At 43.1% G+C, this 18,052-nt stretch carries 21 protein-coding genes and 1 pseudogene; 4 read left to right on the top strand and 18 right to left on the bottom strand.

The genetic code is table 11. The features are described 5' to 3' along the window. Positions 1-141 precede the first annotated feature (141 nt). Genes CFE23_RS13285 through CFE23_RS13275 form a run of 3 tightly spaced genes read right to left on the bottom strand, consistent with a single transcriptional unit; the run spans position 142 to position 3,655 of the window. Positions 142-471: a hypothetical protein gene (locus CFE23_RS13285; RefSeq protein ID WP_291088847.1), complete on the bottom strand. Its 330-nt coding sequence runs from the start codon at positions 469-471 to the stop codon at positions 142-144. 2 nt (positions 472-473) lie between these two features. Next, positions 474-1,721, bottom strand: coding sequence for a dihydroorotase (locus CFE23_RS13280; RefSeq protein WP_291088809.1), 1,248 nt, complete (start codon positions 1,719-1,721; stop codon positions 474-476). After that, on the bottom strand, positions 1,718-3,655 hold the full coding sequence (locus CFE23_RS13275; protein WP_291088807.1) for a BatA and WFA domain-containing protein: 1,938 nt from the start codon (positions 3,653-3,655) through the stop codon (positions 1,718-1,720). Before CFE23_RS13275 ends, CFE23_RS13280 begins: the two co-directional genes overlap by 4 nt. Positions 3,656-3,892: 237 nt before the next feature. On the opposite strand from CFE23_RS13275, the gene CFE23_RS13270 reads away from it, so the two are divergent. Beyond that, positions 3,893-4,327 (top strand): hypothetical protein, encoded by a 435-nt coding sequence (locus CFE23_RS13270; RefSeq protein ID WP_291088805.1) that lies wholly within the window; start codon positions 3,893-3,895, stop codon positions 4,325-4,327. A gap of 87 nt (positions 4,328-4,414) precedes the next feature. Next, complete coding sequence (locus tag CFE23_RS13265; protein ID WP_291088803.1) at positions 4,415-5,518, top strand: lactonase family protein; 1,104 nt, start codon at positions 4,415-4,417, stop codon at positions 5,516-5,518. Here CFE23_RS13265 and CFE23_RS13260 read toward each other — a convergent pair. The 8 genes from CFE23_RS13260 to CFE23_RS13225 all read right to left on the bottom strand — a co-directional run bounded on the left by CFE23_RS13260 (position 5,508) and on the right by CFE23_RS13225 (position 11,269). Continuing rightward, entirely contained in the window at positions 5,508-5,960 is a 453-nt protein-coding gene (locus CFE23_RS13260; protein ID WP_291088801.1) for a response regulator, read from the bottom strand. The genes CFE23_RS13265 and CFE23_RS13260 overlap by 11 nt on opposite strands. A 141-nt stretch (positions 5,961-6,101) precedes the next feature. Continuing rightward, entirely contained in the window at positions 6,102-7,028 is a 927-nt protein-coding gene (locus CFE23_RS13255) for a transglutaminase domain-containing protein (protein ID WP_291088799.1), read from the bottom strand. 15 nt (positions 7,029-7,043) lie between these two features. Beyond that, positions 7,044-7,895: a substrate-binding domain-containing protein gene (locus tag CFE23_RS13250; protein WP_291088797.1), complete on the bottom strand. Its 852-nt coding sequence runs from the start codon at positions 7,893-7,895 to the stop codon at positions 7,044-7,046. Then, positions 7,892-8,272: a VOC family protein gene (locus CFE23_RS13245; RefSeq protein WP_291088795.1), complete on the bottom strand. Its 381-nt coding sequence runs from the start codon at positions 8,270-8,272 to the stop codon at positions 7,892-7,894. The genes CFE23_RS13250 and CFE23_RS13245 overlap by 4 nt, the downstream gene beginning before the upstream one ends. Continuing rightward, the gene (locus CFE23_RS13240; protein WP_291088793.1) at positions 8,269-8,712 is read right to left on the bottom strand and encodes a DinB family protein; all 444 of its coding nucleotides are present in this window, start codon (positions 8,710-8,712) and stop codon (positions 8,269-8,271) included. Before CFE23_RS13240 ends, CFE23_RS13245 begins: the two co-directional genes overlap by 4 nt. A 120-nt stretch (positions 8,713-8,832) precedes the next feature. Next, the gene (locus CFE23_RS13235; RefSeq protein WP_291088792.1) at positions 8,833-9,705 is read right to left on the bottom strand and encodes a nucleoside phosphorylase; all 873 of its coding nucleotides are present in this window, start codon (positions 9,703-9,705) and stop codon (positions 8,833-8,835) included. Positions 9,706-9,815: 110 nt separating this feature from the next. After that, positions 9,816-10,145: a translation initiation factor gene (locus tag CFE23_RS13230; RefSeq protein WP_291088790.1), complete on the bottom strand. Its 330-nt coding sequence runs from the start codon at positions 10,143-10,145 to the stop codon at positions 9,816-9,818. Between the two features lie 170 nt (positions 10,146-10,315). Continuing rightward, positions 10,316-11,269, bottom strand: coding sequence for a 2-oxoglutarate and iron-dependent oxygenase domain-containing protein (locus tag CFE23_RS13225; protein WP_291088788.1), 954 nt, complete (start codon positions 11,267-11,269; stop codon positions 10,316-10,318). Between the two features lie 177 nt (positions 11,270-11,446). On the opposite strand from CFE23_RS13225, the gene CFE23_RS13220 reads away from it, so the two are divergent. Then, positions 11,447-13,423 carry a dehydrogenase E1 component subunit alpha/beta gene (locus tag CFE23_RS13220; RefSeq protein WP_291088787.1) on the top strand — a complete coding sequence of 659 codons (1,977 nt, stop codon included), beginning with the start codon at positions 11,447-11,449 and terminating at the stop codon, positions 13,421-13,423. Then, positions 13,423-14,040 (top strand): matrixin family metalloprotease, encoded by a 618-nt coding sequence (locus CFE23_RS13215; protein ID WP_291088785.1) that lies wholly within the window; start codon positions 13,423-13,425, stop codon positions 14,038-14,040. Before CFE23_RS13220 ends, CFE23_RS13215 begins: the two co-directional genes overlap by 1 nt. Here the strand turns inward: CFE23_RS13215 and CFE23_RS13210 are convergent, their stop codons facing one another. The 7 genes and pseudogenes from CFE23_RS13210 to CFE23_RS13180 form a co-directional block, all read right to left on the bottom strand. Further along, complete coding sequence (locus tag CFE23_RS13210) at positions 14,041-14,505, bottom strand: hypothetical protein (protein ID WP_291088783.1); 465 nt, start codon at positions 14,503-14,505, stop codon at positions 14,041-14,043. It lies immediately after the preceding gene. Positions 14,506-14,668: 163 nt separating this feature from the next. Beyond that, a complete protein-coding gene (locus CFE23_RS13205; RefSeq protein ID WP_291088782.1) occupies positions 14,669-14,917 on the bottom strand; it encodes a hypothetical protein in 249 nt (82 codons plus the stop codon). Positions 14,918-14,933: 16 nt separating this feature from the next. Further along, complete coding sequence (locus CFE23_RS13200) at positions 14,934-15,143, bottom strand: hypothetical protein (protein ID WP_291088780.1); 210 nt, start codon at positions 15,141-15,143, stop codon at positions 14,934-14,936. A 392-nt stretch (positions 15,144-15,535) separates the two neighbouring features. After that, positions 15,536-15,691: a hypothetical protein gene (locus CFE23_RS13195; RefSeq protein WP_291088778.1), complete on the bottom strand. Its 156-nt coding sequence runs from the start codon at positions 15,689-15,691 to the stop codon at positions 15,536-15,538. Positions 15,692-15,807: 116 nt separating this feature from the next. After that, positions 15,808-16,557 carry an Asp/Glu racemase gene (locus CFE23_RS13190; RefSeq protein WP_291088776.1) on the bottom strand — a complete coding sequence of 250 codons (750 nt, stop codon included), beginning with the start codon at positions 16,555-16,557 and terminating at the stop codon, positions 15,808-15,810. 179 nt (positions 16,558-16,736) lie between these two features. After that, positions 16,737-17,648, bottom strand: a complete 912-nt coding sequence (locus tag CFE23_RS13185; RefSeq protein ID WP_291088774.1) for a fumarylacetoacetate hydrolase family protein — start codon at positions 17,646-17,648, stop codon at positions 16,737-16,739. 207 nt (positions 17,649-17,855) lie between these two features. Continuing rightward, positions 17,856-18,052: pseudogene (locus tag CFE23_RS13180) on the bottom strand (NADPH dehydrogenase); the annotation flags it as partial.

Genomic DNA, 18,052 nt, shown 5'->3' with positions numbered 1-18,052 from the left:
CGCCTGTAGATAGCATTGCATTTCATATATCAATGTAGACAGAAATGTAAGCAATAAATTCATTTGGATGCAAAAGCAACAACAATGGATTACTTTCTTTTTTTATCTTCGGCTCGCGTACGAGGTGTTGTAATGACAAACTCATGAAATACTTTTAAATGCTTTTTGAAATAATTCACCAACCAATGGCGCGGGTTTAACATCCCCCCGAATGGCGCTGAAAATGGAATAACTCCACAACACAGAAATGAAAATCCACATCGGTACTGAGATCATCAGGTTATCAAAATTACTGATGATGAGGCCCAACGAAATAAACGTCAGCGACAGGCCAAGCGCCTGGCGGATATGGAATGAGGCAAATTTATTCTTATCCTCGCTGTTCATCGACATCGCAATAAACACACCGACGATTAAAATATAGCCCGTAATCGCAGACGCCTTTCCTTTATCTATCGTTTCCTGGTCCATGATCATATTACAAGTTTTCCGTTATTGATAATTCCGTACACTTTCCCCTGCATCTTCGCACCAAGAAAAGCACTGTTCTTTGATTTTGATAAAATATTGTCTTTTGTAAAAACACTGTTTCCCTCGGGATTGAAAAGGGTAATATTCGGAGAAAATCCTTCTTTTATGGCTTCGTTTTCAGTTCCGAAAAGCAATCTTGCCGCAGTCAGTTTCTCTACTACAACATCTAAGGGCAACACCGTCATTAACGCACCAAAAGCACTTTCCAGCCCAATTGTACCATCCTTTGCCAAATCAAATTCCATTTTCTTATGCTCGATATCAATCGGGTTGTGGTCTGACGTAATCATGTCAATCGTGCCATCCAGCACACCTTTCAGCAACGCCTCCCGATGCCTTTCATCTCGAAGTGGCGGCGTTACCTTATAACGCGTATCAAATCCCTCCAGCTGCTCGTCAGTCATCACAAGATGGTGTACCGCAACACTGCAGCTTACCCGAAGTCCTTTTGCTTTTGCCTCGCGAATCAATTGCACCGATTCGGCCGCAGAAACCGTCGGGATATGCAGCCTGCCGCCTGTATATTCCAATACATACAGATTTCTGGCCACATGCAGCGCCTCTGCCAATGCCGGAATGCCCTTCAGCCCCAGCCGCGTTGCCGCAATTCCCTCATGCGCCACACCGTTGCCTTTCACGTGCATGTCCTGTGAAAAAACGATCGGCAATCCATCAAAATCCTGTGTGTATTGCAATGCAATCTTCAGTAGATTTGCGTTTTCCATACTTTTCCCATAGTCGCCAAAAGCCACCGCACCTGCATTTTTCATATCAAACAACTCGGCAAGGTCCTTTCCATCGCTGTTTTTAGTAAGCGCACCAATCGGATATAAATCAGTGGCCGCGTCTTTAGACTTCGAAAGCACAAAACTGATTTGGGATTGGTTGTCGATAACAGGATTGCTATTCGGCTGTAATGCCACAGCAGTAAAACCGCTTTTTCCAGCAACATGAAGGCCGTTGGCAATAGTCTCCCGTTCTTCATATCCGGGCTCACCAAACGAAACACTACTGTCAAACCATCCCTGCGAGAGGTGTAGGTTCTCTAAAATCAACTCCTCCGCGTCAATAGTATCAATACTTTCTGCAATACGGCTTATTTTCCCCTCTGAAATCCGGATGTCGACAGTCTGCTTATGAAAAGGGCTTTTAGGATCAATGATTGTTGCTTTTCGGATAATCAGGTTCATTTTACAAATTTTTGGATGAAAATTTCTACTGCTAAAAACAAAAGGGTCAAAACCGCAAACCATTTCCAGATTTCGTTATCCGTCCGGTCAGTCTGTATCGTATCAAAAACCGTTTCCACATCACTGATGACTTTATCGTCAGACAAAAGATCCTCATTGGCCGCAGCAAGGTTCCCCTCCGTACGGTCGTAATTGAAACTCAGGTGCTGCAACAGCTCGTCCTGCCGGTACACGCCATAATTCCCCGCCAACTGCGGATAATCATTAAAGGTAAGTTTTACTTTGTTATTGAGCACCTGCTGGATCGGGATAAATTTCTCCCCGGATTTAGAATCGCCTTTCAGTTCCACAATCTCGTCCTTAGACAATTGCGCGTCAACCAGGAAAGGTTGGTTTTCACCAATCGTCAACGCCACCGCGCCCGACTTCCGGATGCTCTGCGCCATATTGTAAAAAGTAGGCACAATCAATGGCGAATTCTGAAAATTCGAATTGTCCTTATTGATCGGTGCCGCAAAGACATACACTGAGGACAGCTGGTTCTGCAACCCCGTCAGGAAGACACTTTTGTCCTGGTAATTTAGGATGCCCGGACTCGTCGTACTGATGGCGAATGATGCCTTCGTTTCCGGAAACTGGAAATTGTCTATTTTCTTTTCAAATACGCCACTGTATAGCGGATGGCCAAACGAAATTTCGGTAATCAGCTTCTTATTCGGTTGCAGCGCATTGAATTTAATCGTACCAAAATTCCCAAGAAACCCATTCAGGTTTGCCACACTGCTTTCCGATGAAGGAACCACCACGAGGTTGCCGCCCTTATCAACGAACGATTTCAAAGTCGTCTGCAAAGCCTGTGGGATATCCTTTAATTCATTCAGCACAATAGCGTCCTGTTTTTCCAGCAAATTATAATCCAATGAGGCGATGGGATAATTCGCATAAGTAAATTCTTTTTCTGAAAAGATTTTTCCTAAAAACCCAGCCTTATCGACCTCGCCAATACTGATTACACTGATTTTCTTAGGCGTGGAGATGTTAAAATACAGGATGTTGTCATAGGCGATGCCGTTGTCTTCAATCGACACATAACCATTAAAATCAGCCTTGGGGATTGAAAAATTCATGGTCTTCGTCGCACCATCCATCTTAATCAGCGTCTTCGCAATCAGTTTGTTGTCGTTGTAAATCGCAATCGGGGTTTCCTTATTTTCTTCGCCATAAGCGGAAAGCTTTACGCCAATTTCATAAAACGAATCCAGCGTCTGGTTGATAAAGACACTGTCCACTGCCATATTGTTTTTTTGCTCCGCTTTAGGAACGATAAAATACGTATTGAATGCCTTGTCGACACTCTTCACCTGTTTTTCATCAAGACCCACCGCATCGGTAATCACCACAATATCCTTGTTAAATACGGATTTGCGCGACTTGATTTTGGCCATCAGGTTGTCAAGTCGGAACGGGCCGGCGCTGTATTTGAGGTTTTGGAGTTCTTTTTGCACCGATTTAATGTCGGTATTCCAAAAGGTCTCCGAATTGGTCAGCAGCGAAAACGTCTGGTTCTCCGGAACCTGTTCCAGCAAATCCTCGACGGCACGCTTCAGTAATTCGCCTTTCTGGCCTTTGGCCTGCATGCTGAACGAATTGTCCAGCACAATATACATCTCATTCGTGACCTGGTTGCTTTCTTTCGCCTGGAAAAAAGGCTGCGCAAAAGCAATAATAATCGCGGCCAATATCAACAGCCTGGTCGCAAGCAACAGCCATTTCTTAAGTTTTGAACTTTTACGGGTCTGGATGGACAACTCCTTAAGGAAACGGACGTTCGTGAAATATTCCTTCTTAAACCGCCGAAGCTGGAATAAATGAACAAGGATTGGAACAATCAGTAAGAATAGAAAGTAGAGAATTTCAGGATGTTTGAACTGCATTCCGTTGTCCGGGTATTTATTTCGCCAAAAATACTATTTTTTTATTTTTCCACGCGGGTAAATTGAAATTGATTGTTCCGAATAACAATTTTACAAACCGCACGACGCTGAACAGTAAACCGGAGCCAAAAAAATGATTCGAGACTTTTAAAATTAGGTTAGCAACTGTAGCAATAATTTTAAAAACCTTCAGAAACTGCTTATTATCCTTTAGAAGTTATCTCTTATGCTTCAGAAGTGATTCCTTATCCTTCAGAAATTGTTTCTTATGCTTCAGAAGTCATTCCTTATGCTTCAGAAAATGTTTCTTATGCTTCAGAAGTTATTCCTTATGCTTCAGAAGTTGTTTTTTACCCTTCAGAAACCGTTTCTTATGCTTCAGAAGTTATTCCTGATGCTTCAGAAGTTGTTTTTTATCCTTCAGAAACCGCTTCTTATGCTTCAGAAGTTATTCCTGATGCTTCAGAAAATGTTTCTTATGCTTCAGAAGTTATTCCTTATCCTTCAGAAATGGTTTTGGCACCTTCAGAAATGATTTCGGCACCTTCAGAAGTTGTTTCGGCGCCTTCAGAAATGGTTTCGGCATCTTCAGAAATGTTCTGGGCACCTTTAGAAGTTATTTCGGCACCTTCAGGAACGATTTACATTCAATCCGCCAATGCGCCTCCATAGGCCGTCGATAAATGCCCTCACCACAAACGATAAAACGCCAACCGTAAAACTAAAAACCTTACTTTTGAGATTCCTAATCCGAATAAAATGAAAATTTCCTTACTGTCCGCAACAATCCTTTCGACCCTATTCGCCAATGCGCAACAACACCCAAAACTGATTGTGGGGACGTACACCAATGCATGCGAATCAAACGGAATTTATGTATTTGATTTTGATGCAAAAGACGCACAACTCAGGCTATTGTCGTCGTCGGAAAAAACAGTGAATCCGAGTTATGTCACTTTATCGGATGACGGACAGTTTCTATATTCGGTAAACGAAAACGGAAAAGACAGTAAAGTAAGTGCATTCTGGTTCGACAGGGAAAACGGAAGCCTCGGTTTCCTGAGCAGCCAAAACGCGGAAGGTGCTGACCCTTGTTACATCCTCAACGACGGCGAAAACGTCGTGGTAGCCAATTATTCCAGCGGAAGCATCTCCGTTTTTGAAAAGAACAAGTTCGGTGCACTCAAGGAAGCAAAGCAGGTCATCAAACTGGAAGGGCACGGCCCCAATACCAAACGGCAGGAAAGCGCCCACCTGCACATGGTGCAATTGTCCCCGGACCGCAAATACCTTTTGGCAAATGACCTCGGCAGCGACAGGATATACGTCTATGATTATAATCCAAACGCTGAAAAGGACACCCTGAAATATAAAAATACCGTGAACCTAAAACCAGGTAGCGGACCAAGGCATTTGTCCTTCAGCAAAGATGGAAAATTTGTATACCTGCTCCAGGAACTTGACGGCACATTGACGGTATTTTCCTATCATGATGGCATGCTGGACAAGATACAGGAAACGACAGTGGTGGCCTCCGATTTTAAAGGCGAAACCAGCGCTGCAGATATCCATATTTCGCCCGACGGGAAATTTTTATATGCCACAAACAGGGGAGAAGCCAACGATATCTCAGTTTTTGCTATCCAGAATGACGGCAAACTGGAATTTGCCCAACGGCAGCAAACATTGGGAAAGGGGCCACGCAACTTCACAATTGATCCCACCGGAAATTACCTGTTGGTCGCCCACCAATACACGAATAATATCGTGATCTTCAATATCGATAAAACGAATGGGAAGTTAACTTATTCAGGTAAACAGGTTCCAATTTGTGCGCCGGTATGCCTGGTTTTTACGCACTAAGCATAAATTGCTTTTTATCCGGCTGCAAGCCTTTTTCACACCATTGGATGGCAAGGATCTTTTCCAGAAGTTGTTTCAATTTCATGAAATCCGTCGGCTTTACCGCATAAAACGATGCGCCCAGTCCGAAAACCTTTTCTACATTGCGCTCATCCTGACTGGTAGTCAACACCACGACCCGAAGGTTTTTGAGTCGGCTGTTGTCCTGCCGAATCTCTGCAAGACATTCATAGCCATTTTTCAAAGGCATGTTTAAATCTAGGAACAGGATATCCGGAAGCGGTTTCGGCGGCGGATTGAGCAGTTCCATGAGTTTCTTACCGTTTTCTGCGAACGTCAGCTGCGCATGGCAGTCTACTTCTACTAATGCGTCTTCAAACAATATACGGTCATCGGCATCGTCGTCGGCTAAATAAATGTGGCGGGAGGTGGCAGCAGACATAATTCTTGGATTAAAAAGGATTTTCTTTAATCCTTACTTTTTGAATGCTCAAAGATACTTCAAAAACCGTCCGGTAAATTGATTAAATCCATTAATTCATTGTAAAATAGATATTTGTAAGATTTAACCTCACTTTTTTAATCAATACAATGTCAGTGCGCCAAGTACTTCTTCAGACATAAATGGGCCGCCGGGATAGGTTGCGGTATAATCAAGGTTGAGCCAAATTTGGCCATGCTCGTCAATGTGGTAATGGAGCGTTTTTCCTTTGCTTTCGTTTTTGAAAAGGATTTCCTTCACAATATAATTGATGGCCTCAAAATCTTTCTGTGTGCCAATCAGCATTTCGGGATACAGGTGGGCGTCAGTACTGATAATCCGCGGCGTGCCTCCAATCGCCCTGATGCATGCAGCCATCAGTATGGCGTGGTCATCACAGTCTCCCGAAAAGTGCTGCACGGTTTCGCTGGCACGCGCGATGTATTCCCTGCCACGCGGATCATTCACGTAGTTCCAACGTTTCTTGATTTCCTTAAAAACAGCAAAACACTGCACGGTAGTACGGTATTGTTTGTATCCTTTAATATTTTTGAAATTCTTTGTCGTAGCCATCAAGGCAAAGTTCCGTACATCGGGATTGTCGTATTCGATTGCCGCGAGGATTTTTGATTTATTCGGAAAGGGAAGCAGTTTTGCGATAATGATGTCCTGCGGATTGGGATCCTCCGCCATGTTGAACAACATTGAATTATAGTCTTCTGCCACCGTGGTGAACCCGAAATCCCCAAAAATACTGTTATAGACCAGCACCAGTAAATAAATAGCGATACAAATGATGATGATCCGCCTCAAAAGCCTGAGCACGAGCTGCAGGATCACGACAATTACAATGAAGAGCAATATCCGGTCGATTTCGTAAGGCCAGTCCGGATCCAGCAGGTTTTGGTGAATGATAATGAAAACGGGGATGGCCACCAGTACGTTCAAAATAAAGATAATCACATCGTCCCACGGTTTTTTTACCCTGAGTTTTTCCCTGACTGCCTTAATATCCGGAAGTTTCCGCATCTGAATTGTAACCAGCTATACAGCTTTAACGATTTCAGCAAAAGTACCCTTTTTCTCTATAAGTGATAAGTGCATCAATTGATTTTGGACATTGTTTAACATATCCTCGTCCAGGTTTCGCTGAGACCATTCCGTTAAGGAAAGCCACGTTTTGATGTCGTCTTCCCGCTGGTGAAAATCTGCCGACAATCTTTTTGATATATCCGCTATTTGTTTGAAGTAACGGGTTTTGGAATTAATTATTTCCAGTATTTTTTTTATTTGTTCCGGATGTCTTTCCAATACCTCATTCCTGACCGCAATCACAAAACAAGGCCATGGTGTTGGACAGTCCGCAATACGTCGAAAAACGCCCTGATCAACCAACGGCTTGGTCATGAAACGTTCCCACATGAAGTAATCGGCTTTGCCGGAAGCAAGCGCTTCGACTGCGCCGTCAATGGTATCGACGATTTCAAATTGCAGGCTGTTAGTATCCCAGCCTTCGTTTTGTGCATTTACATAAGCCATCAGCTGGGAACCTGAGCCAATACGTGAAATCGCAGCCTTCGTATCCTTAAGATCTGATAACAGCTGGTATTTCGAATTCGCGGCCACATGTATTCCCCAGATTAAAGGCGTTTCCACATACACCTGGACAATTTTAGAGGGATTTCCTGAAACGATATCCTTCACAATCCCTTCTGTCAGGATTACAGCAATGTCTGTTTCGCCATTCCTAAGCATCTGGCACATTTTTCCAGTGCCTTCCGGGACGTTTGTCCATTGCAGGTCGATTGCTGCCGCACCGAATTCATCGTTCTCGAGGCACAAATGCCAGGGCAGGTTGAAGTGTTCCGGTACACCGGCGATATTTATTTTGGTCATAAATTAATTTTTAAGGGCGAAATGACAATCCTGAAGCCATCGGGGTCCATAAACATGGAACCGTTTTCTTTCCAATACGGATTTTTAGGCTCGATGAACGGAATGTTGCTTTCAGAAAGGTTGTTCAATAAAAGTTCATACTCATTCTTTGTAGCCGGATAAAGCACGATAATATCGTCTTCATCGGATTGATGTAATGCCTTTTCAGACGATTGGGTGAATTCAAGATGCCAGTCTGATCCGGGATTTCCTATAAAAATACCGTCATAGCCATCATGACCTTCAAAATGCCCAAGCTCGGTGAAGCCCAGTATTTCAATATAAAATAATTTAATCGTTTCCAGATTATTGGTATGTCGGGCTACACGGAGGTTCATGAGGTAATTTGGTTGATATGATGCTGCAGGTGTTCCGGATAATCGGTCATCAGGAATTTGAGGTCGGTCGTTTCGCCGTTTTTGAAAAGCACTTCCAATGAGAGCCGTTCTTCCGTCTGGGTTTTCATTACCCTCAGAATTTGGCGGTTCAGCGACAGCCAGAGCTGCAGCAGTTCGGTAATTTCCATGGATTGGTAATCATTTATCAGCACGAGTTCCGACTGTTGGTATTCACGGTAAATATAGGGCTGTGGTTGGTAACTGATTTCAGTGAACCGTGTCAGGTTATTGATTGCCGAATCAACCAGATGGCCCAGAATTTGCTTTTTCGACCATTTTCCCGGCGCGGTGGGGAGTTCCAATGCTGATTCGTCGGCAATGCGTAAATACGATTCGCCCATTAACAATAAGGTTTCAAGCTTGTGGATGGTCTCATTCATGGTCCGGCGTCTTAGCCCTGATGGAAGCGGCATCTCCCGATTTAGAAAAACAAGGCTTTTTCGCCGTAGTTTTTCTAAATCGGGAATACAGCGGACAGCAGGATTGGCTTCTAAAAATAATTATTTTGCTGCTGCGATCTTATCCAAAGTGTACGCAATCAGTTCGTCTACTGCCTTGTAAGGATCGTCGCTAAAGGTACCCGAAGCGCGGTTTGCAATGATCGCATTCAGGGACAGGGCATTATGGCCCAGTAGTGCCGAAAGTCCGTAAATAGCCGCAGTTTCCATTTCAAGGTTTGTGATTCGGTGTTCGTTGAAATTGAAATTATCCATTTTCGAATTGAGCTCGTTGTCCTGGATTTCCAACCTGAGGATGCGTCCCTGAGGGCCGTAGAATCCACCCGCGGTAGCAGTAATGCCTTTGTGCATGCGGTCGCTTTCGATCATTCTTTCGAGATTTTCAGAACACGCAATTACGCAAGGCCTTCCTTTTTTGATATCCCAGTTGGTGTGCATCATAAAGGCATCCTCCAGCGCCGGATTTGACACCTGCTCCACGAGATAGGAGCGGAGCATGTTGTCCAGACCGAGGCCGTATTTAGACATCACAAAACTATCAACAGGGATATCCGCTTGCAACGATCCTGAGGTGCCAATACGGATGATATTCAGCGATGTCAGCGCTTCCTTAGGCTTGCGCGTTACAAGGTCGATATTGACCAATGCGTCCAGTTCGTTCATCACAATGTCAATATTGTCAGGCCCAATTCCGGTTGACATGACGGTAATCCTTTTGCCTTTGAAAAGTCCGGTTTGTGTTTTGAACTCGCGTTTTTGCTGCGAGAATTCGATATGGCTGAAGAACTGCGTGATTTTCTCTACGCGGTTCTGGTCGCCAACGAAGATGATGTCGTTTGCAATATGTTCCGGTTTAAGGTTCAGGTGGTACACGCTGCCGTCCGGATTTAAGATGAGTTCTGAAGATTTTATCATTTTAGTTGAAAGTTGAAAGTCGAAAGACTTAAGAGGAGTGAATTAGAAATTACGAATTATGAGTTGCGGATGACGAATTATTAATTACTAATTGTCAATTATAAATTAATTTACCCGCCAACGCGTTTGACTTTAAAACCTTTTTGTTTCAGCATTTCCATAATCTTATCGCGGTAATCGCCTTGTATGATGATGGCGTTATCCTTAAAAGTACCGCCTACACTTAGTTTTGTTTTGAGTTCTTTGGCAAGGATTTTAAAGTCTTCCTCATCACCTTCATAACCTTCGATGATGGTGGTTGGTTTACCCTTCCGCTTTTCGAATTTGCAGATCATCGGTTCGTTTTGTATGAAGAGTACTTTCTCTTCTTTTACCGGCGCTTCTTCCGGAAGCGGTTCATGATCGGGGAAGAGCTTTTTGAGTTGTTCGTGTAGGTCCATTTTTTAAGAAAGTCAAAAGTTGAAAGTTGAAAGTCGAAAGTCCGAAAGGGCTAGCCGGATAGTCAAGGGAAAAATATTTTTAACCTTACAATCTTTAAAAACAAAAGACACCGGTTGCCCAATGTCTTTTGCCGTTAATCTTTTGACTTTTTCGACTTTCGACTGTATGGTTATTTTTTAATCAATCCCAAATCTACCAGGCGCTCATACAGGAAATCGCCGGCAGTAATATCTTCGTATAATTTAGGATGGTCTGCGTCGATTGTTTTTTCCAATACATCCAATTTCATTTCGCTGATGGGGTGCATAAAGAAAGGAATGGAATACCGTGAGGTCCCCCAAAGTTCCCTGGGTGGATTTACAACCTGGTGTATTGTCGATTTCAATTTGTTATTCGTATGGCGTGACAACATATCACCCACGTTGATTACCAATTCGTCCGGCTGCGCAATCGCGTCAATCCATTCTCCTTCGTGGTTTTGCACCTGAAGGCCTTTGCCCTGTGCACCCATCAAAAGCGTAATCAGGTTGATGTCGCCGTGAGCAGCAGCACGAACAGCGCCGTCAGCAGGCTCATCTGTGATCGGCGGATAGTGAATCGGGCGCAGGATGCTGTTCCCGTTTTTGATGTAATTGTCAAAATAAAATTCATCCAGTCCGAGGTATAAGGCCAATGCCCGAAGCACGTAAATCCCTGTTTTTTCAAGCATTTGGTAGGCTTCTTTTCCGACTTCGTTGAATTTAGGAAGTTCTGCTACTTCCACATTTTCAGGATATTCCTGTGCGTATTTAGAATCTTTGTCAACATATTGTCCAAAGTGCCAGAATTCTTTTAAATCACCAGCCGAACGGCCTTTGGCATGTTCTTTCCCGAAAGACACATAACCACGCTGTCCACCGATTCCCGGGATTTCATATTTTTCCTTGGTTTCTAAAGGCAGGCTGAAGAAATTACGGACTTCGCCATACAGTTCATCAACGAGTTTATCATCTAAAAAATGACCTTTTAGTGCTACGAAGCCAATATCTTCGTAGGCTTTTCCGATTTCATTTACAAATTTTTGTTTGCGTTCCGGGTCGCCCGAAAGGAAATCACGCAAGTCCACACTTGGGATGTTTTGCATAGAGAAAAAATATTTGTTAATAACTTTGTAAGCGCTAAAGCCTTACAAACACAAATGTAAAGAATAATTTCAGAAATTATATTTAGAACTTATTAACATTTTAAAAAAACGATATAAATCAAAACGGTACTGTTATTTTTTTCTACTTTTGGGACATCAAAAAAATGCCTTTCCAAAATGAATTTTGACAGAAAAAACCTGACTGACGATACGCTGATCGATCTTTACAAAAGAATTCTTAAACCCCGTCTTATTGAAGAGAAAATGCTGATCCTGATCCGTCAGGGGAAAGTTTCAAAATGGTTCTCCGGGATAGGGCAGGAGGCCATTGCCTGCGGGGTTACCGCGATTTTGGATAAAGACGAGTACATTCTGCCAATGCACCGCAATCTCGGTGTTTTTACCGGCCGTGACATTCCACTACACCGCCTGTTTTCTCAATGGCAGGGCAAGGCAAATGGTTTTACCAAAGGCCGTGACCGGAGTTTTCACTTTGGCACGCAGGAATTCCATATTATAGGAATGATCTCCCATTTGGGTCCGCAGTTGGGCGTGGCTGATGGTATTGCTTTGGCCAATAAATTAAAAAAGAATGGGAAGATAACTGCAGTCTTTACTGGTGAAGGTGCTACGAGCGAAGGCGATTTTCACGAAGCGTTGAATATTGCTGCGGTTTGGGAATTGCCTGTAATGTTCATTATTGAAAACAATGGCTACGGACTTTCAACACCGACAAATGAACAATATCGCTGTGAAAATCTTGCAGATAAGGGAATCGGATACGGTATGGAAAGCCACATCATCGATGGAAATAACATTGTCGAAGTGTACACCACGCTCTCTGAATTAAAACAATCCATGATTGAGAACCCAAGACCGGTTTTACTGGAGTTTAAGACGTTCAGGATGCGCGGACACGAAGAAGCGAGTGGTACTAAATATGTACCACAGGAACTAATGGACATGTGGGCGATTAAGGATCCGGTGGATAATTTTAAAAAGTACCTGATGGAATACGGCGTGCTTTCTTCCGAAAAAGACGAAGAAATCAAATCCGCGATTAAATCAGAAATAGACGAAAATTGGGCGTTGGTACAGCAGGAACCGGAAATTGTAGCATCTTATGAAGAAGAATTAAATGATGTATACAAACCATTTCAATATGAGGAAATTACACCTTCTGACAAAATTGAGAATATTCGGCTTATTGATGCCATTTCTGCAGGACTAAAGCAGTCCATGGAGCGTTACCCGAATTCGGTAATCATGGGCCAGGACATCGCTGAATATGGCGGTGCATTTAAAATAACAGATGGTTTCGTCGCGCAATTCGGAAAGGAACGGGTAATCAATACGCCAATTTGCGAAAGCGCTGTGGTTTCAGCCGGAATGGGATTGTCAATTAATGGTTACAAGGCCATCGTTGAAATGCAATTCGCAGATTTTGTCTCTACCGGATTTAATCCGATTGTTAATTTACTCGCTAAATCGCATTACCGTTGGCTTGAGAATGCTGATGTTGTTGTCAGAATGCCTTGTGGCGGTGGAACGCAGGCTGGACCGTTCCATTCACAGACGAACGAGGCCTGGTTTACCAAGACTCCAGGATTGAAGGTGGTGTATCCCGCATTTCCTTATGATGCTAAAGGTTTATTGAATACCGCGATAAACGATCCGAATCCGGTAATGTTTTTCGAACATAAACAATTGTACCGCAGTGTTTACCAGGATGTGCCTTCGGATTATTACACCTTGCCTTTTGGAAAAGCGTCGTTGCTGAAAGAAGGCAATGACATCACGATTATTTCATTCGGTGCCGGCGTGCATTGGGCATTGGAAGCATTGAAAAACCAACCGGAAATCTCAGCAGATTTGATCGACCTGAGGACGTTGCAGCCTTTGGATAATGAAACCATATACGCTTCAGTGAAAAAGACGGGAAAAGTAATCATACTTCAGGAAGACTCGATGTTTGGAGGTATTGCCAGCGATATTTCGGCAATGATTATGGAAGATTGCTTTGAATACCTCGATGGCCCGGTGAAAAGGGTTGCGAGCCTGGAGAGCCCTATTCCGTTTACCAAGGCATTAGAAGACCAATACCTGCCCAAAGAGAGATTCGTTTCTGCGCTTCATGAACTGCTTGCCTATTAATGCGCATCGCAGCATTCCTTCTTTCGGTTTTGCTATTTTCCTGCAGCGGAGAACCTGTTGGGAAGTGCATTGTCGTAGTTCAACCTTATGAAGGTTTTTCAAACGAAAAAACAGTAAGCCTTTGCAGCACCATTGAATCGTTTTATCACGTAAGAACTATGGTGTTGCCAAGCCGTAAGTTGTATCGTAAGGCTTTTATAAATGTAAAATCGCCGCGTTATCGTGCCGATTATATTATCAGGGCGCAAAAAAAAGTAATCCCTAATGCTGCTTCTTATATTGTTGGCCTGACGTCTGAGGATATCTCTACGACCAAAAAGGAAGCCGATGGGACAATCAAAATGCCAGCGTCTAAGTATCGCGACTGGGGAGTAATGGGACTGGGATATTGTCCCGGGAACAGCTGTGTGGTATCCGATTTTCGGCTCCGTTCCAAAAATCAAAAACTATTTTTCCTGCGGTTAAAAAAAGTAGCTGTTCACGAAATCGGACACAACCTCGGTTTACCACATTGTCCTAATAAGTCCTGTGTGATGACGGATGCGGTGGAGCGCATCGCTACAATCGATCATGCTGCTTTGAAACTTTGTTCAGCATGCGACAGAAAAATAAACTAATTATTCCTTCGTACTGTATTGGGTGAGTACTTCGTCCGAAAAAAACAGCGCCAGCAACGCCTTATTTTTTGCATCATCCGGTGCTTCTGAGGCTTCAATAAATTTAGCCCGGTAATTGTCAAGTTGCGTAGGGGTAAGCAAACGCCTGAAATAAAACTCCTGCTTTACAGTGACATCTATCAACGATGCCAGCGCTACCGGTGAATGATCTTCCGCGTAGGCTTTGTATGCCACAGCAATGTCGATATACTGGGCGTTGAACAATTTATCCATAACATCCTGCTGGTTATCGGTGAAACTCAGGAAATCAACACACCAATTTTTTGTTTGTCTGTAGACCAACTGGCCGTTCGGATTGTCGACTATAAATTGAATCATCGTGATACGGTCAACGATATCATTGGGGTTTTGGGCCTTGCCAATCGTTGGGACGATCAACAACAGCAACAACGCTATTTTTTTCATTTTGTAGAGGTTATTTTTAGCTAAAGTAACAAAAAATGCAAAATGATGTATCGCCGTTCCGATTTGTATACCTAAATGTTTAAAAATGAAATACTAATCCTGTTAAATACAAAACCCAGCTTGAACCGGGTCTTGAGTGAATCAATAATTTATTTCTTATTTCTCAAATCGAAATATTCCCATCATATTTACCCGAATCGGACACACCATCTTCTTCAACATCACCGTCATCCGTGTCGTCATTTTTGTGAAAATCATCGGAATCGTCAAATTCCTGCTGGCTCTTTCTGGAAGTGTCATCCTGATTCAATTCTGGATCGTCGATGTCGCGCTTATCGGCATTTGCGCCACACCAATACGCTTCGCAATCGATCTGATCCCAATTTCTAAAAGTTTTATAAATAGATGCCATAACTTTTCGATTTAAGTTACTCCTGATTTTTTTTAAACCCCGGTTTATTTGGTACGGTATTGGGATCCGTGGCCGGATCTTCCTGATCGGTCTCCGATTTCATATAGCCTTTGCTTTTAAAATCGGTATTCACATCGGAATCAAGGTCATCTGTTCCTTTGTTGCGTTGCAACTGCGGATCCTTCTCCGGATTTGGACCAAGCTGGTCTTTATCATCTTTCTTCATAATAATTTGATTTTAGCGTAGGTATCCAAGCAGATAAAAAACAATTATAAAGACGATTATCATTCCGAAGCAGCCGCCGCCAAGTTTCTTAGCGCTGTATCCTGCGATGAGTGTTTTAAAAAATCCGTTCATAAGGTTGGTTTAGGTTCTGTAAATTATTCTTCAAGATTGTCAACGTTTTCATTTTCATCTGTAAATTGTATTTCAAACTAGCGAATACCGACGTCCTTATTGTTGTTATTCAATGCGGAATGTTATATTCTTTTAGTTTTATTAAAATTAGTTTCCATTAAATAAAAAATTGTTATACAGTTTCTTATAAATGTTATAGGATTTACAAAAAAAGCCTGCTGAGGATATCAGCAGGCTTCACTATCAGATTGGGAGTTGGGTTACCTTCCTTCCAACTCGTAATACATCTCATTAGGATCGTAATCAAAGTCGTAATCTTCGATATCATCATCTGAGTCTATCGAGTTCATCAAAATGATGTTTCCCATTTCGTCATCATATTCGTGGTGTTCAGCAGAAGTGTAAATTGTGTCCATGGTTTTAGATTTAGTTGGTGATTTAATACTCACAAATTTCACTAAAACGTTGTAATAAAATTTTATAGGGTTTTAACAAATGTTTATATTTAAACGATGTCAGTATTACGGCAGTGTTAATATCTACCGCTTAAAAGCCTTCCGCCAATGGGAGCGATAGGCGAAATTCCCAGTTTTTTCATCATCTCATAGGTGGTACAAACGGCCGCAGAGGTTACCGGAATACCTGTTTCCTGTTCAATCAGGTCAATGGCTTCGAGCGATGGCATCTGTACACAAGCAGACGCGACAATCACATCGACATCCTTAATATTGAGTCGCTTGTATATTTCTAACAAATTTAATGGATCCTGGGCAGCGACTTCAAGGTTATCAGGAATTTCAAGCGCAATCGAATCGACCACCTCGAAACCCTGGTGTTCAATATAATCGACGACCATGTCTGTCAACGGGCGCATGTACGGCGTAATGATGGATATTTTTTTTGCGCCCAACGCCTTCAGTCCGGTGATTAATGCGCCGGCACTTGTTACAATAGGCGTAGGAAAGTCATTGGCGACAGTTTCCTGGTGAAGGTTTACTTCTGAAACGCAATGGTAACCGCGCCCCATGCTCATAATCGCGACCAGACATGCATAACCCATAACGTCAACATGTGCATCCGATAATTCCTGCGCACATTTCAAACTCATCGCATCCATGGCTTCGAGTTCTTCTTTGGTTACTTTTTTCATCCGCATGCGGCTCGAATGAAAAGTGAAGCGCTCCGGCAAAATGCTTTCCCGCGCCCTGAAAATCGCCGGTATTTCCGTTTCCATCGTAACATTCGACGACGGCACTATTTGTCCTATCCTAAATTTTTTCATACTTAAATTTTAAGGTTTCGTTGTACATCTGAAGACTGTGACTGCTTACTTTCTTTTGGCGTTGCCTTCGGCCGGGCTGTTCGCTGCAATCTTTTTTAGCGTCTGTTTGCGTGTGCTAAAAAGCCGTGTCGGAAACCGCTAAAAAAGGATTTCCGCTGCCATCCCTAACGCAGCATCTGCTAACGGTTGATTGCCTTTACGGTATTGACGATCGTGCCAATCCCTTCTACAGTCGCCTCCACTACATCACCATCCCACATCCATTCCTGCGGATTTCTCCCGGCGCCGACGCCTGCGGGCGTTCCCGTTGCAATGATATCGCCTGGTTCGAGGGTAAAAACAGTGCTCAAGTCCGCAATCAGGTCGTTGATATTAAACAACATGAATTTTGTGTTCGAATTTTGTTTTTCAACACCATTTAATTTCAGGGAGAGATTCAGGTTGTGTGGATCGGTAATTTCGTCCTTAGTGACTAATACCGGTCCCATTGGCGCGAAAGTATCCTGGCCTTTCGATACGATCCACTGTCCCGCGCGACGGCAATCCCGCGCACTGATGTCATTGATTACGGTATAACCGAAGACGTAGTCCAGCGCTTCTGATTTCGGTACGTATTTTCCCTTCTTTCCGACTATTACAGCCAATTCAACTTCCCAATCCAATTGCTGGGTCAGGTTCGTGTTGTGTAAAATCTCTGTGTTCGTTGCCGTAACAGTTGTGGGCGGTTTTGAAAAGATAACTGGCTTTTGTGGCAATTCGTTTGAAGTATCGAGCGTACGAGCGCTTTCCGCAACATGCTCGGTGTAATTTAAGCCAATTCCGATGATGTTTTTTCTTGGTTTTGGGATTGGAGCAAGCAAGGTTACTTTTGACAATGGCAGCGAACACGCAGCAATTACATTTTCGTTTGCATTATCCAATGTACGTTGTAATTTGGTAACGGTTTCATGGCCAGCATCAATGAGTTCAAGCATCGTCGCCGGGAAAGTTTCATTGGATTTAAAACCCAGGGTTTCTACGTCAACAACAGTATCGTTAACCTGTATGCCTAATTTTGGAGTATTGTTATGAAGGTAAGTCAGTAATTTCATGCGGTGGTTTTATTTTTTTTAATATGATCGTAAATAATCTTAACAACACCCGTTGTCATTAAGCCAAACCAAAAGATGATGTTGGCGTATCCGATAATCTTTGCGAGTCGGTCTTCTTTTTGAATCAGGTAAAGCCCCATTATAATGTAGACTACCGGAAATCTAAACCCCCTGAGCAAAGCAAACACTCTGTCCAACGGCATCATTTTAAAGTTGATAGCCATTGTTCTCGTCGTATGCTTTTTCCTGGTACAACCCGAGCGTTTCAATAACTGGTAAATCATGGAATGAAAATAAGCAGGCATCTTCCGTTTCCGAAAGGTTCACGTGCTCGTGGTACACCCACGAAGGCACGCAGAAAATATCGCGCTCTTTCCAGTCATATCGTTTGCCGCCAATCACAG

Origin of the sequence: Flavobacterium sp. BFFFF1, from assembly GCF_002256285.1 — a bacterium.
Classification (GTDB): domain Bacteria; phylum Bacteroidota; class Bacteroidia; order Flavobacteriales; family Flavobacteriaceae; genus Flavobacterium.
This window is presented reverse-complemented; position numbering and strand designations above follow the sequence as displayed.

What these genes read in the sequence shown, in the direction of transcription:
- CFE23_RS13285 (WP_291088847.1), bottom strand. Translation starts at nt 471, where the DNA reads ATGGACCAGGAAACGATAGATAAAGGAAAGGCGTCTGCGATTACGGGC.
- CFE23_RS13280 (WP_291088809.1), bottom strand. Translation starts at nt 1,721, where the DNA reads ATGAACCTGATTATCCGAAAAGCAACAATCATTGATCCTAAAAGCCCT.
- CFE23_RS13275 (WP_291088807.1), bottom strand. Translation starts at nt 3,655, where the DNA reads ATGCAGTTCAAACATCCTGAAATTCTCTACTTTCTATTCTTACTGATT.
- CFE23_RS13265 (WP_291088803.1), top strand. Translation starts at nt 4,415, where the DNA reads ATGAAAATTTCCTTACTGTCCGCAACAATCCTTTCGACCCTATTCGCC.
- CFE23_RS13260 (WP_291088801.1), bottom strand. Translation starts at nt 5,960, where the DNA reads ATGTCTGCTGCCACCTCCCGCCACATTTATTTAGCCGACGACGATGCC.
- CFE23_RS13255 (WP_291088799.1), bottom strand. Translation starts at nt 7,028, where the DNA reads ATGCGGAAACTTCCGGATATTAAGGCAGTCAGGGAAAAACTCAGGGTA.
- CFE23_RS13250 (WP_291088797.1), bottom strand. Translation starts at nt 7,895, where the DNA reads ATGACCAAAATAAATATCGCCGGTGTACCGGAACACTTCAACCTGCCC.
- CFE23_RS13245 (WP_291088795.1), bottom strand. Translation starts at nt 8,272, where the DNA reads ATGAACCTCCGTGTAGCCCGACATACCAATAATCTGGAAACGATTAAA.
- CFE23_RS13240 (WP_291088793.1), bottom strand. Translation starts at nt 8,712, where the DNA reads ATGAATGAGACCATCCACAAGCTTGAAACCTTATTGTTAATGGGCGAA.
- CFE23_RS13235 (WP_291088792.1), bottom strand. Translation starts at nt 9,705, where the DNA reads ATGATAAAATCTTCAGAACTCATCTTAAATCCGGACGGCAGCGTGTAC.
- CFE23_RS13230 (WP_291088790.1), bottom strand. Translation starts at nt 10,145, where the DNA reads ATGGACCTACACGAACAACTCAAAAAGCTCTTCCCCGATCATGAACCG.
- CFE23_RS13225 (WP_291088788.1), bottom strand. Translation starts at nt 11,269, where the DNA reads ATGCAAAACATCCCAAGTGTGGACTTGCGTGATTTCCTTTCGGGCGAC.
- CFE23_RS13220 (WP_291088787.1), top strand. Translation starts at nt 11,447, where the DNA reads ATGAATTTTGACAGAAAAAACCTGACTGACGATACGCTGATCGATCTT.
- CFE23_RS13215 (WP_291088785.1), top strand. Translation starts at nt 13,423, where the DNA reads ATGCGCATCGCAGCATTCCTTCTTTCGGTTTTGCTATTTTCCTGCAGC.
- CFE23_RS13210 (WP_291088783.1), bottom strand. Translation starts at nt 14,505, where the DNA reads ATGAAAAAAATAGCGTTGTTGCTGTTGTTGATCGTCCCAACGATTGGC.
- CFE23_RS13205 (WP_291088782.1), bottom strand. Translation starts at nt 14,917, where the DNA reads ATGGCATCTATTTATAAAACTTTTAGAAATTGGGATCAGATCGATTGC.
- CFE23_RS13200 (WP_291088780.1), bottom strand. Translation starts at nt 15,143, where the DNA reads ATGAAGAAAGATGATAAAGACCAGCTTGGTCCAAATCCGGAGAAGGAT.
- CFE23_RS13195 (WP_291088778.1), bottom strand. Translation starts at nt 15,691, where the DNA reads ATGGACACAATTTACACTTCTGCTGAACACCACGAATATGATGACGAA.
- CFE23_RS13190 (WP_291088776.1), bottom strand. Translation starts at nt 16,557, where the DNA reads ATGAAAAAATTTAGGATAGGACAAATAGTGCCGTCGTCGAATGTTACG.
- CFE23_RS13185 (WP_291088774.1), bottom strand. Translation starts at nt 17,648, where the DNA reads ATGAAATTACTGACTTACCTTCATAACAATACTCCAAAATTAGGCATA.